We start from the raw sequence: 13,926 nt of genomic DNA on the forward strand, positions 1-13,926 counted from the left end.
GCCACGGGTGGTGCCGGCGCAGCGCGGTCCCGCCTCGTGCGGCCGCCGTATCGGCTTTCGGGGAGGATCGGTCCGGGTTTTGGCGGTAGCGGTCAGTCTGCGCTGAGCCGGTTCGGAACGCGGCCGGAGGCGCGGAGTTCCTGTAGGCCGGGGATGTGGTTGTAGAGGGTGCCGGGCTGACGCCGAGGATCTCGGCGATCGAGGTGATCGAGTTCTCGGGGTTGGGGAGCAGGTCGCGGGCGGCGCGGATGCTCGGGGGTGGCGACGGTGGGGCGTCCGCCGACGCGGCCGCGGGCGCGTGCGGCGTCCAGGCCTTCGCGGGTGCCGGAGACGATGAGCTCGCGGATGAACTCGGCGAGGGCGGCGAAGACGTGGAAGACGAGACGGCCGCCGGGGGTGGTGGTGTCCAGGCATTCGTGCAGAGAGCAGAAGCCGATCTCGCGGCGGCGGAGTTCGCCGACCATGTTGACCAGGTCCTTGAGGGACCGGCCGTAGCGGTCGAGCGCGGGGACGAGGCGGCATGCGCATGGCGGTGGCGGGTGAGGGGGTGCTGGCCTTTCTTCGCGCTGGTGGTTGCCTGAAATTGGTCCTGCGGTGATCGTCATGGCGAGGGGTGAGTGTCCCCGGTCAGTAGGCCAGTGCGGTCATGTGGTCGGGGTGGTGGGCGGCGACGTCGTGGGCGGCTTGGACGAAGGCGGCGACGGCTGCGGATCGCGAGGTCTCCGGCCAGGCGACCATGACCGCGCTGGGACTGAGGCCGACGACCGGCCGGTATGCGATGTCCGGGCGCTGGTGCCGCTTGGTGGTGGAGAGTGACAGGAACGCCACCGCCTGGCCCAGCGCGACCACCTCCAGGAGTTGCTCGACGCTGGCCACGAGCGGCCCCTCAGGAGTGTCGGCCGGCGCCAAGCCTGTGTGGCCATCGCCTGCTTCCGCTCCGTCGCACCCTGTGTAGTAGGCGGTGGTGGAGGGGGCGGCCCCTTTCCAGCGTGGGATCGGTTCGCCCTTGAGGTCGGTCAGCCGCAGTCGCCGGCGTCCGGCCAGGCGGTGCGCGGCGGGGAGAACGGCCAGTCGCGGCTCGACCACGAGCGTCTGGGAATCCAGCCCTTGCTCGTCGAACGGGCTGCGCAGCAGCGCTACATCGGCACGGCCGTCCCGCAGCATGGCGATCGGCTCTCCGCTGCCGCCGACGACGACTTCAGGCGGCGGCAGATGCGAACCCGTTCCCCGGTAGGCGGCGAGGATCTCCCGCAGCAGCCCGGCATCGCCTCCCGGCTTGACCGCCACGACGAGCTGGGGTGTCGGCTGACCGGCCCGGCGTGCACGCCGGGCCGCCGCGCGCACCGCGTCGACCGCGATCCGGGCCTGGTCGAGCAGCACCTGACCGGCGGTGGTCAGCCTCACCTGCCGGGTGGTGCGCTCCAGCAGGCGTACACCGAGCCGGGACTCCATCTGAGCGATCGCCTTCGACAGCGGGGGCTGCGCCATCCCCAGACGTTGCGCGGCCCGGCTGAAGTTCAGTTCCTCGGCGACCGCGATGAAGTACCTCAGCTCCCGCACCTCCAGCTCACTCATATCTGTGGACTATAGATCCAGAGTCTTCCGGTCTTTCCCTGCCGCCCGTGGGTGAGGAGAGGCTGGGTGCCATGACGACTTCGCAGAAGACTGCTCTGATCACCGGCGCGAACAAGGGCATCGGCAAGGAAACGGCGCGCAGGCTCGCAGCCCTCGGCATCACGGTGCTGATCGGCGCCCGCAACGCCGAGCGTGGCGAGACGGCGGTCGAGGAGCTTCGCGCCGACGGCACCGACGTACGGTTCGTACCGCTGGACGTCACCGACGAGACCTCGGTCCAGGCCGCCGCCAGGCACATCGACGCCACGTTCGGCCGCCTCGACATCCTCGTCAACAACGCCGCGATCGCCGCCGGACCGCAAAAACCGAGTGAAACCCCCGCCGCCACCGTCCGGCAGGTCTACGAGACCAACGTGTTCGGCGTCATCGCGGTGACCCACGCCATGCTCCCCCTGCTACGCCGCTCCTCCGCCGCACGCATCGTCAACATGTCCAGCGAACTCGGCTCCCTCACCCACCTGGCCGACCCGGGCAGCCCGTGGTCCGCCTACTCCTCGATTCTCCTCCCTTACTGCACCTCGAAGAGCGCGCTGAACGCGATCACCGTGCTCTACGCCAATGAACTGCGCGCCGAAGGGATCCTGGTCAACGCGGTGAGTCCCGGCTACTGCGCGACCGACCTCAACCGCCACACCGGGATACGCACGGCGGAGGAGGGCGCGGCCGTCGCGGTTGACCTGGCGACTGTGGGCGAGGACGGCCCGACGGGCGCCCTTCTGGCCGAGGACGGGCCGATTCCCTGGTGAGACCATGCCGCGCCGTCTCCGCCCGAAGCCTGACGGGGGTGTTTTCAACCCCCGCCGTGACGATCACCGGCCTCTTGCGCGGCGCCCATCCCCACGGGCCTTACCGGTAGTTGGTGGGCGCACAAGCCAAGACGGGCACGAGGTGATCACTCATCTCGCGGAATCAGCGTCAAGGGCTGGGCCGCGAGTCAGCCGGCGGTTTCCATAGCGGTTGTGTGCTCGTCGTGTTCACGCAGCATGCGCATGACGGTGGCGGGTGAGGGGTGCTGGCCCTTCTTCGTGCCGGTGGTGATGACGAGGCGTTTGGCGATGTCGCGCAGGCTCATCTCCTGCTCGCGCAGGTGCAGGGCCATGGACAGCACCGACTCGTCGGTGACGCCCGCGCCACCGCGAACCGGCCGTAACGGGAGACCTGGTCATCAGGCAGGAAATCAACTGGCACGAGCCGGAACGTAGGACTGCTGAACAGGCCAAACAGCCCGAGTCGCCGAACCGGTACCGAGATCACCGGGCTACCGCCAAACCCGGACCGCTCCTCCCCGAAGGCCGTATCGCTCACCACGGCTCGGGTCCCGGCACCCCGCGGCGGGCCTCGGACCATCCCGTCCCCCAGGAGGGCCGCCCGCGCGTCATCGCACCCCTGCACCGTTTCCAACAGGCCGACGCCACCGGGCCGACCGGGACGGGGCAGGGGAGCGCCGGGGCCCCGCGGGTCGCCCGTGCGGGTACATCGCGGGGAGAAATCACTCGTCAAGCCGAGCGGCGGCGTCGCGGGGCCCGTCCGCGCTGCGATACTGCCGGGCCATGACCTCCCCCCACCTGCGGTTCTCCGCTGCTTCCGGGCCGGCTGACGCATCGTCGGCCCCGGCGCCCGGAGCGCTGCTGTGATCGTGATGACCGGTGCCACCGGATTCGTCGGTGCGCACCTCGTGGCCGAAGTGCTGCGCCGCGAGGCCGGTCCCGTCACCGCCCTGGTCGGCCACGACCCCGCCACCACCACCGACCGCCTGGCACGCGCCCTCGCCGTGCTCGGAGACGCCGTCCCCCGCGAGCATGTCGCCCGGCACGTCCACTCGGTGCGCGTCCGGCTCGACGCCCCGGGCCTGGGGCTGCCGCGCGCGGTGTTCCGCAACCTGGCCGGCCGGGCCCGGCAGATCTGGCACTGTGCCGCGCTGACCCAGGCCTTCGGCCCGCGCGAACAGCTCCGCAGGGTCAACGTCACCGGCACCGCCCGCGTCCTCGAACTGGCCGACGAGTCGGGCCCCGACACCGCGGTGCACCACCTGAGCACGGCCTTCGTGGCCGGCGGGCGGCGGCAGGGGACGGTCCACGAGGACGACTTCAGCGATGCGGCGGGGTTCCTGACACCGTACGAGGAGTCGAAGTTCGAGGCCGAACGCCTGGTACGCGACTGGGCCGGCCGCAGCGGCCGCCACGCCGCCGTCTTCCGTCCCGGACTCCTCGTCACGGACCGGCCGAGCCCGCCGGGCGTGCCACGGCACTGGCAGTCCGTGCTGGCCGGTCGCGTCGAGGTCGTCGCCCGGCAGCCCGAGCAACTCCTGCAGGCCGCCGGGCGCTCGGGGCCGCTGTGCGACAGCCCGGTGACCGTCCATGTGCCCGGACGGCAGGACGCGCGGGTGAACCTGGTCCAGGCCCCCTGGGCGGCACGGGCGATGATCGAGGCGGCGGAGCACCACCGGGAGTCCGCCCTGCGCACCTTCCACGTGACGCACCCTCACGACTACGACGTGGGTGCACTGATCCACCTCGCGCTGGAGAACGCGCCCTGGCTGGACATCCGCCCGGACCCGGGTCTCGACCCCGACGACACCGGTCCCCTCGCGCGGATGGTCGGCTCGATCGCGGCCCATCTGACCCCGCACTGGCAGACCATCCGCAGCTACGACCGGGCCAATCTGAGAGCCGCCACACCGCATCTGGAGGAGCCCGAGCCCGTCACCGCCGACTATCTGCGGGCGGGGATGTCCCGTGCCCCGGCCGAGGTCTGCCCGTGACGCGAGCGCGGCGAAAGGGCCACGACGCGACCGTGCGGGCCGCCGCCCGGCGGGGGCGCGCCCGGGCGGTCGTCCGCCGTCCCGGGCACCCGGCACGCGTACCGGGCGTACGCGTGCCGGGCCGGGGTCAGTGACCGAAGTCGAACCAGTTGAGATTCACGAACTCCGCGGGCTGGCCGCTGCTGAAGGTCAGGTAGACGTCGTGCGTGCCGGTGACGCCGGTGATGTTCGCAGGGACCGTCCGCCAGTTCTGCCAGCCGCCGGTGCCCGCCACGGCGAAGCTGCCGACGGGCGTGCTGCTGCGGCTGTCGAGGCGGACCTCCACCAGTCCGCTGACGCCTCCGGCGGCGCCGCTGGCGACCCGGCCGTAGAACTGCCGGGCGGGCGTGGAGCCGAAGTCGACGCCCTTGTACAGGGTCCAGTCGCCGTTCGCGAGCGAGCCGATGTCCTGGCCGCCGCCGGTGTCGGCGGTCGTCTCGGTGCCGACGCCCGCCTGGCCGTCGTAGGACTCGGCCTGGATGGGGGAGTAGGCGTCCCGGCCGCCCGGATTCGGCGGGGGCGTGCTGCCGCCGTCGCCCCCGGAGGACCGGAGTACCTGGACGTAGTCGACCACCAGCGGATGGCCCGGCTCCGTGCCGCCGTCCGGACCGCCGCCGAACGCCGCGGGGAAGCCCCCTCCCATGGCGACGTTGAGGATGAGGAAGTACCCGTGGTCGGTGGCGTTGGCCCAGGTGGTGGCGTCGACCTGGTTCTGCCTGACGGTGTGGAAGGTGGTGCCGTCGAGGGAGAAGCGCATCTCCTCGGGGCTGGTGGAGCGGTCCCACTCCACGGCGTAGGTGTGGAAGCCGGCCTGGCAGGTCGTGCCGTCGCAGGCCTTCTGGCCGCCGATGCCGGTGGTCTCGTTGCAGGGCCCGCCGGGCGAGGTGCCGCAGTGCATGGTGGCCCACTCGTTGTTGAGTCCCTGGACGTTCTCCATGATGTCCAGTTCACCGATGCCCGGCCAGTTCCAGTAGTTGCCGCGGAACGGCGCGCCGAGCATCCAGAACGCGGGCCAGTAGCCCTTGGCGGCGGCGCCGGTCACGTTCGGCATCTGGAGGCGGGCCTCGACCCGCAACGTGCCGCCGGCGGGCGGCCGGAAGTCCGTACGACGGGTCTCGATGCGTCCCGACGTCCAGTTCCCGGCGGCGTCGCGCCGGGGCGTGATGCGCAGATTGCCGCTGCCGTCGAGCGCGACGTTGTCGGTGCTCGACGTCATGGTCTCGACCTCGCCGGTGCCGAAGCCCGCGGGGCCGCCGGGATAGCTGGTGCCGGTCGTGTACTGCCAGTTGGTCGTGTCGACGCCGGATCCGGCCGCGCCGTCGAAGTCGTCGAGGAAGACCCTCGACCAGCCCGACGGCGGGGGCGGCGCGGAGGCGCTCGCGGGAAGGGTGGCGGCGGTGGCGGCCGCCGCGGTCAGACCGAGCGTGCCGAGCACGGCGACGAGGAGCCGCCACATGCGGCGTCTTCCGGAGGATTCACTCATGGGGCCTCTTCGGGAGCGAAGGATGCGGGTGTCGTGAGAGCGCTCTCAACGGGGCTGCGCGCTCAATGTGCTCTCCGTCACTCCGGTCGTCAAGAGCTAAAGCAAAGAAAGTCCCGTACAGGGAAAGGGAGTTCATGTCGTGAAGGAATCGAACCGGCTCGGCGACGGGTGCGACGCGCCCGACGCGGCCATGGCCCGCAACGGCGACGGACCGCGCCGCCCGGGAGCCGCAGCCGCAGCACCGCACACCCGATTCGTTGAACCCGATATCACAGGGCTGACACTCCCGAAGCCGCATCCGCGGACGGCCGGAATGAGCGGTTGTCCGCGGCACCAGGGCTGTGACCACAGTAGGAACACCGTGCCATCCGCCGACCCGACCCCGCCGGAGGAGTCCGTGATTCCAGCCCACAAGCGGCACACCGTCGCCGTCGTCGGAGCGGGCGCGGCCGGCACCCTGACCGCGGTGCAGCTCTGCGAGACGGCGGCCCGCCGCAGGGCACCGTTCGACCTGGTCCTGATCGACCCGGCGCCGGAGGCCGGACGGGGCATCGCCTACGCCACACGCGATCCGCGCCACCGGCTCAACGTGCCCGCGGGCGGCATGAGCTGCTACCCCGACGACCCGGGCCACTTCACCCGGTGGCTCTGCCGCCACGGCGAACCCACCGTCTCCGCGGCCGACTTCGCCACCCGCTACCGGTACGGGTCCTATCTCGCCGACACCCTCGGACAGGCCATCACACGCGCCCACGGCACGGTCACCGTGCGCCGTCTGCGCACCCGCGCGGTGGGCTGCGCGGACTCCCCGGACGGCCGGATCGACCTGCACCTCGCGGACGGACAACACCTCACGGCCGACGCCGTCGTCCTCGCCACCGGACCCACCGCCGCTCGGAGCGCCTGGGCCCCGCCCGCACTGCGCACCTCCGACCGCTTCATCGCCGGCCCCTGGGCCGTGGGCGCCCTGGACCGCCCGCTCGCGGAGACCGCCGCCGACATCGTCCTCGTCGGCACCGGGCTGACCGCCGTCGACCTCGCGCTCACCCTCGACCACGCCGGACGCACGCTGCACGCCGTCTCCCGCAACGGCCTGCTCCCGCAGCCGCACGCACTCGCCCCCGCCGACGCGGTCGCGAGCCCCGAAGGCCTCGACGGACAGTCCCTGTCCGGACTGCGCCGGGTCGTCTACCGGCACATCAGCAGGACCCTCCGTACCCGGGGCGACTGGCGCCCCGCCCTGGACAGCCTGCGTCCGCACACCGCGCACCTGTGGCGCAGCCTCACCCCCGAGGAGCGGGCCTCGTTCCTGGAGCGTGAGGGCGCCCTGTGGAACACGCACCGCCACCGTATGGCCCCCGCCACCGCCGAGTCGGTGTCCCGCGCGCGCACCGCGCGCCGGCTGCGTGTCCACACCGGCCGGGTCGTCGACGCGGTGGCCCGGGACGACGGCACCCTCACCGTCACGCTCTCCGACGGACGGGAACTGCACGCCGACTGGGTGATCGACTGCACCGGCCCCGGCCTGCGCCTGGCGGACACCGCCGATGCCCTGTGGCAGTCCCTGCTCGCCTCGGGTGCCGCGGCCCCCGGCCCCCTCGGCATGGGCGTAGCCACCAGCGACGGGCGCCTGACCGACACCGAGGGACGCACCCACCGGGCGCTGTTCACCCTCGGTGCCCCGCGTCGCGGCGAACTGTGGGAGACCACCGCCATCCCCGAGATCCGCGTCCAGGCCGCGGCCCTGGCCCAGGAACTGCTCGCGCCCATCAGCCGGCCCCCGCGCACCCCGGGCCGGGCCCGCCGCAGGCCCGTCGACCTGCACGGGCTCGCCCTGTCCACGCACGCCGACGCCGCCGCCGCGTACCGCACCGGCCTCGACCGCGTCCTGAAGGTCCGTGCCGGAGCCGAGCACGCCTTCCGGCGCGCCGTCACCCTCGACCCCGGGTTCGCACTCGGCCACGCCGCCCTCGCCCTGCTCGGGCACGAGTGCGCCGCCGACGTCGACGTACCCCGCGCACTCGCCGACGCGCAGCGGTCGGCACGCGAACGGGCCGACGAACGCGAACGCTCCTTCGTGGAGGTCATCACCCGCCGCGTGCACGGCGACGACGGCGACCGCGCCCTGCTGCGCCATCTCGACGCCCACCCCGCCGACGCCCTCGCGCTGTCCGCCGCCGTCCCCACCATCGCCTTCTCCGGTGTCAACGACCTCGACGACGACTACGCGCTGCGCCTGGTGGAGCGCACCTCGCCCGCGTACGACGGACACTGGTTCCACACCTCGCTGCTGGCGTTCCTGCGCCAGGAACAGGGCCGCCTCCACGAGGCCGGGGAGCTGGCCCACCGCGCACTCGGCGCGGAGCCGGCCTCCGGGCACGCGGTGCACGCCCTCGCCCACGTCCACTACGAGTCGGGCGCCCACGAAGCGGGCCGCGACTGGCTCGACGGCTGGGTGTCGGGCCAGGGCAGGGGCGTCGTCCACCGGGCGCACTTCTCCTGGCACATCGCGCTGCACGAACTGGCCCTGGACGACCCCGCCGCCGTACGCAGACGCTGGTTCAGCCAGCTCGCACCCGGGCGCGTCACCGGGGTACGCGCCCTCGTCGACTCCGGATCCCTGCTGTGGCGCGCCCGGATCAGCGACAACTGGCCGGGCCGGATGCCGGTGGCCGACGTGCTGGACGCGGTCGCGCGCGACGTCCTGGAGCGGCCCGCCACCGCGTTCACGGCCCTGCACTCCGCGGTCGCGCTCTGTGCCGCGGGGGACCTCCCGGCGCTGCGCAGGCTCCGCGACCACGCCGCGGGCGCCGACCCCGTGCAGCGCCAGGTGATCGTCCCCCTCTGCGAGGCGTTCGCGGCCCTCGTCGAGGAGCGCTTCCACGACGCGGCCCGCGGACTCGACGCACTGCTGCCCGTGCTGCGCACGGTCGGCGGCAGCGCGGCCCAGCGCGAAGTCGTCGAGGAGACGCTGCTCTACGCCCTCGTCGCCTCCGGTCGCTGCGAGGCGGCACGGCATCTGCTCGCCGCCCGCCTGGACCGTGCGTCGGCCCCGCGGGACCGCAGGCTGCTGGCGGAACTGCCCGCCTGACGACACGGCGAAAGGGCCGGGGCACCCGCGCTGAGCCACCGGCCCGCACGGTGAACCGGCCCGCAGCGTTGCGCACCCGGTGTGCGACGCGGGGTCCCGAGGGTCAGCGGCGGGCCCGGGCTCGGGCCCCGCGCGGCGCCCGGACGAACTGCAACTCCAGTGCGACGGGCGGCTCGGCGACACCGGGGCCGCCCGCGGTCGCCCAGCGCACCAGGTCGTCCGTCGCCGCGTCGTCGAGTGCGAAACCGATCCAGGTGGGGCGGCCGCCGGCGCGGCGCCCCGCGGAGGACGGCTGCACGACCACGACGTTGGCCTGGTCGCACGGGCCGAGACAGTCCGTCGTACGGACGGTGAAGCGGCCTGCGGAGTCCGCGGCGCCCGTCCGCAGCCGCTCCAGCTGCCGGGCGTGGTCGGTGCCGGGATGCTTGAGGGAGTTGCCGCAGCAGCAGCCGCGGCACACGATCAGCGAGCAGGGCCGGTCCGCCGCACGGGCGACCGTACGTTTCATTGCGTGGGCCTGGGAGTTGAGTGACACGCTCTGCATCATCCGGTACGCCACGAGCCCGTCGACGGGTGGGGCCCGTCACCGGCCGGAACGGACCGGTGCCGACGGGGGGTTCGTCGAGTGTTTCGGCCAAAGGGGGACGGCACGGCCCCGGTGCCCGACCGCCCGGGCGTCCCCGGCGGGGAAGCGGTGCCCGACCGGAGACGGCTCCGGTCGGGCACCGCGTGTATCCGGCGGTGCGTCACATGACCACGAGGGCCCACCGGGTGTCGCTGATGCCCGTCCCGAGACGCAGCGGCACGGTGCTGTCGTCCTGGTCCGCGTCGATCTGCAGATACAGGGCCGTCCTGAAGGCCGCGCCCGGGGCCAGGGCCGGAACGTCCCAGTACTGCCAGGTGGTGTCGTAGCCGTGGTCTCCCGGCGCCTGGCCGCCGATCGTCTGCATCCGTGTCGCGGCGGTGGTGGAGCCGGAGGTGTTGGTGATCGTCACCGGGACGGCGGCGGTGGCGCCTCGGGTCACGGTGCAGTCACCGCTCGGCGGGGCCGCGGACGCGGAGAGCGGCCCGGAGCTGCCCAGGCCGCCATCGTCTACGCGCCCTGGACGACCTGCCGGTAGTAGTGCGTCATGGCGGGTACGACCATCCCAGGGCCGTCGGCCGGCTCCCCCTCGGCGCGGCCGGTGCCGGGGCGGGTGTCCGCTCGGTGGGGCGGGGCAGTGTCGCACCGCCGTGGACACGGGTGACCGCTCCCCGTCGCGCCAGTGCGTTGATGTCCCGTCGCACGGTCATCGCCGGCACCCCGAGCTCCGCGGCCATCTCGGCCGCACGGACCGAGCCGCTGCGGCGCACGGCACGCAGGATCGTGTCCTGACGCAGTGTGGACATCGCGGTCCGCCCCAAGTACTCGCCCGGACCACCCCTCTGCCGCGATGTTCAGTTCTGTTCGATGTTGCTGTCAACGGTTGTTTCGGAACGAGCAGGTCCGGACCATCTGAAACCGGAGCACACCCGTGCCCGTACGGAGGGCGTGGCGGGCGGCACCGGGGGCGGCGACCCGCCCGCCGGCACACGATCTGCCGCGACCTGTCCGGCGGAGCACACTGGAGGCGTACGCGGCAGCGCAGGTCACCGCAGCGCCGCCGACGGCGGGCGGAACGGGGGCCGTGCACCGGCCGGCCGCCGGGGAGGGGCGGCGTGGACACCCGGTGAGGCAAGGAGGACGCCGTGGAGTTCGACGTGATCGTGGAGATCCCGCAAGGCTCCCGCAACAAGTACGAAATGGACCACGAGAGCGGCCGCATCCGGCTGGACCGGATGCTGTTCACCGCCACCCAGTACCCGGCCGACTACGGCTACGTCGACGGCACCCTGGGAGGGGACGGAGACCCGCTGGACGCGCTTGTACTGGTCGGCGACCCGACCTTCCCCGGCTGTGTCATCGAGTGCCGCGCCATCGGCATGTTCGTGATGCGCGACGAGAAGGGTCCCGACGAGAAGGTCCTGTGCGTGCCCGCGCACGACCCGCGCTACGGGGAGTACCAGGACATCGGCGACGTACCGAAGTTCGACCGGCTGGAGATCACCCACTTCTTCGAGGTGTACAAGGACCTGGAGCCCGGCAAGTCCGTCGAGGGCTCCCACTGGGAGAACCGCGACCAGGCGTACGCCGAGATCGAGGCGTCGCGGAAGCGGGCCGCGTCAGCGGACTGAACTCCGGCCGCGCAGAGCGCCCGTGACGGCGAGCAGCACCAGCGCGAGGACCTGGATCACCACGACCACCGCGATCAGCAGCGGAATCGAGTACCCGTACAGGGCGCCCGTCAGCGCACCCCCGACCAGGCTCGCCGCGCCGACCACGCCCGCGAACACCCCGTACGCGGTCGCCCGCCGGCCCATGGGCACCAGGTCCGCGACCACCGCGCGCAGCGTCGACTCCTGCACGCCGAGCGCCGCACCCCACACCAGCGAGCCCGCCACGGCCGCACCGACCGTGTCGGCGAACGCCGGCGCCGGCACCGCCGCGGCCAGCAGCGGCAGGACCACCAGGACGCGCGCGCCGACGCGGTCGTACATCCAGCCGGTCGCCAGCGCGGCCAGTGCATCCACGAACATGGCGCCCGCGTACACCAGGGGCACTGCCGCCGTCGGCAGCAGATGCCGCTCCACGAGGTGGTAGGAGAGCACGCCGAAGGTCGTGAAGCCGGTCGTGGTGGCCGCCGTGAACGCCGCGTACGTCCAGAAGGCCCCCGGGAGCCGTCCCGCGCCGCCCGGCTCGCCCGCCTCGGAGGGCGCCGGGACCTGCTCGTACGCCGCCGGATTCGGCACCGCGGCCCGCAGCCGCACGAGCAGCGCCAGCACCGCCGCCCCCGGCGCGGCCAGCACGCCCAGCGCCGGGCCGTAGTCGCCGCCGGTCAGCGCGAGCATCCCGGCGACGGCCAGCGGCCCGATCAGCGCTCCGACCTGGTCCAGCGCCTCGTGCACGGCGAAGCCCCGGCCGCGTCCGGTCGCCGACGCGGCATGCGACAGCATGGTGTCCTTTGCGGGACTGCGCACCGCCTTGCCGACGCGCTCCCCGATCACCAGGGTGCACGCCACCCACAGGCTGCTCGTCAGGCCCAGTACCGGCACGGTGACCACGGTCAGCGCGTACCCGGCGATCGTCAGGCCCCAGAACCGTCCGGTGCGGTCGGCGAGCGGACCGGAGACCAGCCTGAGCCCCAGCGCTGCGGCTTCCCCCGCTCCGGTCACCGTCCCGATCAGTACCGCCGACGCACCGAGTGAGGCCAGCAGGGGGCCGGTGATGGACCGGGCGCCCTCGTAGACGCAGTCGGCCAGCAGGCTCACCGTGCCGAACCAGACCACGAACCGCCACGGCCGCATCCCGGCCCCGACAGCTCTCAGCGGGTCCTCGGCGGCGGATCCGGCCGGGCCTCCGTTCACCCCCAAACCGCCTGGGCCAGCACCGCACCGGTGAAGGCCGCGCCCAGACCGGCCGCGGCACTCCCGACCGCGTTGGCCGCGGCGAACAGCCCCGCACCGTCCTCGACCAGGCGCAACGTCTCGTACGAGAAGGTGGAGTACGTGGTGAGCGCCCCGCACAGACCCGTGCCCAGCAGCAGCTGCACCTGCGAGGAGGCGGCACCGGCGGTCACCGCGCCGGTCACCAGCCCCAGTACCAGACAGCCCACGACGTTCACCGCGAACGTGCCCCAGGGGAAGACCGTGTCGTGACGGCTCTGCACCGCACGGTCGGTCAGATAGCGCAGCGGCGCCCCGACCACCGCCCCGGCCATCACCAGCAGCCAGTTCACCGTTCGCCCCCCTCGCGTCCCGCGTACCGGATCACCTCGACCTCGTCGAGGGTGACCAGCCCTTCGGTGACCAGTTCGTCCAACTGCGGCAGGAACGCCCGGACCCGGTCCTCGGCGTCGACGATCACGATCGCCACCGGAAGGTCCTCGCTCAGGGACAGCAGACGCTGTGTGTGGACACGCGACGACGCGCCGAAGCCCTCCACACCGCGGAACACGCTCGCACCGGCCAGACCCGCCTTGTGCGCCCGGTGCACGATCTCGGCGAACAGCGGCTTGTGGTGCCAGGTGTCGCTCTCGCCGATGAACACCGTGACCCGCAGGGCACGTTCCGTCAGCCTCGTCATCGCGCCGACCTCCATCCGATCACGCGGCGCGTCATCGCCGCCGCGGCCCACACGGCGGCGAGCGCCGCCACCATCGTCGACACGAGATAGACCAGCCCCATCACGGCCTGGCCCGCGCTCACCAGCCGCTGGACGTCCACGGCGTACGTCGAGAACGTCGTGAACCCGCCCAGCACTCCGGTGCCGAAGAACGGCCGCACCAGCCGGTGTGCCGCCCACAGCTCCGTGATCAGCACCATGAACACACCGATCACCGCACAGCCGACGGTGTTGACCAGCAGCGTCGTCCAGGGAAAGGCACTCGGGCCGCTGGGCCACAGCAGCGCCGCTCCGTAGCGCGCCGACGCCCCGATCACACCGCCGAGCGCCACCATGCCGACGACCGGCCCCTGTCCGCGTCCCGGAACACGCCGCAGCACCGATCCGGAGCGGGGGACGCCGGATGCGGCGGACCCCTCCACCACGGATGACCGTCGGGCTCCCATGAACACACCTCTCCCTACTCGCGGGCATCCGCAGGGACGCGCTCGTTCGCAAGTAGGGACCGTTGTCGGCATCCTTGCCGCGGTTCGGTTACGGCGGGCCCCACCGCCGCGCGGCGATTCGAGAAGATCGCCGCAGACGATCAGCTTACCGCAGGGCCTCCGGCCGCCGGCTCCGTGAGCAGGGGTGTCGAGCGCATCGGACGGACCTGGCACATGGGGTACCGGGCCTACGCTGGCGGTGACCGACGGGGTGAAGGGGAGCTGAACGGC

15 protein-coding genes are annotated in these 13,926 nt (G+C 72.9%); 4 read left to right on the forward strand and 11 right to left on the reverse strand.

Annotated elements, in window-relative coordinates; genetic code table 11:
• Nucleotides 1-92 precede the first annotated feature (92 nt).
• Both ACWCP6_RS23830 and ACWCP6_RS23835 read right to left on the reverse strand, forming a co-directional pair.
• Nucleotides 93-605 (reverse strand): recombinase family protein, encoded by a 513-nt coding sequence (locus ACWCP6_RS23830; RefSeq protein ID WP_450934540.1) that lies wholly within the window; start codon nucleotides 603-605, stop codon nucleotides 93-95.
• Between the two features lie 22 nt (nucleotides 606-627).
• Entirely contained in the window at nucleotides 628-1,575 is a 948-nt protein-coding gene (locus ACWCP6_RS23835; RefSeq protein ID WP_450934541.1) for a LysR family transcriptional regulator, read from the reverse strand.
• A gap of 71 nt (nucleotides 1,576-1,646) precedes the next feature.
• Between ACWCP6_RS23835 and ACWCP6_RS23840 the strand changes: the two genes are divergently transcribed.
• The gene (locus tag ACWCP6_RS23840; protein ID WP_450934542.1) at nucleotides 1,647-2,381 is read left to right on the forward strand and encodes an SDR family oxidoreductase; all 735 of its coding nucleotides are present in this window, start codon (nucleotides 1,647-1,649) and stop codon (nucleotides 2,379-2,381) included.
• Nucleotides 2,382-2,569: 188 nt separating this feature from the next.
• Here ACWCP6_RS23840 and ACWCP6_RS23845 read toward each other — a convergent pair whose 3' ends face one another.
• Nucleotides 2,570-2,734 (reverse strand): hypothetical protein, encoded by a 165-nt coding sequence (locus tag ACWCP6_RS23845; protein ID WP_450934543.1) that lies wholly within the window; start codon nucleotides 2,732-2,734, stop codon nucleotides 2,570-2,572.
• Between the two features lie 540 nt (nucleotides 2,735-3,274).
• On the opposite strand from ACWCP6_RS23845, the gene ACWCP6_RS23850 reads away from it, so the two are divergent.
• On the forward strand, nucleotides 3,275-4,396 hold the full coding sequence (locus ACWCP6_RS23850) for an SDR family oxidoreductase (protein ID WP_450934544.1): 1,122 nt from the start codon (nucleotides 3,275-3,277) through the stop codon (nucleotides 4,394-4,396).
• A gap of 127 nt (nucleotides 4,397-4,523) precedes the next feature.
• Here ACWCP6_RS23850 and ACWCP6_RS23855 read toward each other — a convergent pair whose 3' ends face one another.
• Nucleotides 4,524-5,918, reverse strand: coding sequence for a glycoside hydrolase family 16 protein (locus ACWCP6_RS23855; protein WP_450934545.1), 1,395 nt, complete (start codon nucleotides 5,916-5,918; stop codon nucleotides 4,524-4,526).
• Between the two features lie 397 nt (nucleotides 5,919-6,315).
• Between ACWCP6_RS23855 and ACWCP6_RS23860 the strand changes: the two genes are divergently transcribed.
• Complete coding sequence (locus ACWCP6_RS23860) at nucleotides 6,316-9,009, forward strand: FAD/NAD(P)-binding protein (protein ID WP_450934546.1); 2,694 nt, start codon at nucleotides 6,316-6,318, stop codon at nucleotides 9,007-9,009.
• 103 nt (nucleotides 9,010-9,112) lie between these two features.
• Here the strand turns inward: ACWCP6_RS23860 and ACWCP6_RS23865 are convergent, their stop codons facing one another.
• The 3 genes from ACWCP6_RS23865 to ACWCP6_RS23875 form a co-directional block, all read right to left on the reverse strand.
• A complete protein-coding gene (locus ACWCP6_RS23865; RefSeq protein WP_450934587.1) occupies nucleotides 9,113-9,517 on the reverse strand; it encodes a (2Fe-2S) ferredoxin domain-containing protein in 405 nt (134 codons plus the stop codon).
• 238 nt (nucleotides 9,518-9,755) lie between these two features.
• Nucleotides 9,756-10,034: a hypothetical protein gene (locus ACWCP6_RS23870; RefSeq protein ID WP_450934547.1), complete on the reverse strand. Its 279-nt coding sequence runs from the start codon at nucleotides 10,032-10,034 to the stop codon at nucleotides 9,756-9,758.
• 103 nt (nucleotides 10,035-10,137) lie between these two features.
• The gene (locus tag ACWCP6_RS23875; protein ID WP_450934548.1) at nucleotides 10,138-10,398 is read right to left on the reverse strand and encodes a DeoR family transcriptional regulator; all 261 of its coding nucleotides are present in this window, start codon (nucleotides 10,396-10,398) and stop codon (nucleotides 10,138-10,140) included.
• A 339-nt stretch (nucleotides 10,399-10,737) separates the two neighbouring features.
• Between ACWCP6_RS23875 and ACWCP6_RS23880 the strand changes: the two genes are divergently transcribed.
• Complete coding sequence (locus tag ACWCP6_RS23880; RefSeq protein ID WP_450934549.1) at nucleotides 10,738-11,223, forward strand: inorganic diphosphatase; 486 nt, start codon at nucleotides 10,738-10,740, stop codon at nucleotides 11,221-11,223.
• Here ACWCP6_RS23880 and ACWCP6_RS23885 read toward each other — a convergent pair.
• The 4 genes from ACWCP6_RS23885 to crcB (ACWCP6_RS23900) are packed head-to-tail and all read right to left on the reverse strand — an operon-like array spanning nucleotide 11,212 to nucleotide 13,545.
• Nucleotides 11,212-12,453, reverse strand: a complete 1,242-nt coding sequence (locus tag ACWCP6_RS23885) for an MFS transporter (RefSeq protein WP_450934550.1) — start codon at nucleotides 12,451-12,453, stop codon at nucleotides 11,212-11,214. The two genes, ACWCP6_RS23880 and ACWCP6_RS23885, sit on opposite strands and share 12 nt — an antisense overlap.
• Nucleotides 12,450-12,824, reverse strand: coding sequence for a fluoride efflux transporter CrcB (gene crcB, locus ACWCP6_RS23890; RefSeq protein WP_450934551.1), 375 nt, complete (start codon nucleotides 12,822-12,824; stop codon nucleotides 12,450-12,452). The genes ACWCP6_RS23885 and crcB (ACWCP6_RS23890) overlap by 4 nt, the downstream gene beginning before the upstream one ends.
• Entirely contained in the window at nucleotides 12,821-13,171 is a 351-nt protein-coding gene (locus ACWCP6_RS23895) for a DUF190 domain-containing protein (protein ID WP_450934552.1), read from the reverse strand. Before ACWCP6_RS23895 ends, crcB (ACWCP6_RS23890) begins: the two co-directional genes overlap by 4 nt.
• Nucleotides 13,168-13,545 carry a fluoride efflux transporter CrcB gene (crcB, locus tag ACWCP6_RS23900; protein ID WP_450934588.1) on the reverse strand — a complete coding sequence of 126 codons (378 nt, stop codon included), beginning with the start codon at nucleotides 13,543-13,545 and terminating at the stop codon, nucleotides 13,168-13,170. The genes ACWCP6_RS23895 and crcB (ACWCP6_RS23900) overlap by 4 nt, the downstream gene beginning before the upstream one ends.
• Nucleotides 13,546-13,926: the final 381 nt, after the last annotated feature.

This window comes from Streptomyces sp. NPDC002004, from assembly GCF_053593975.1.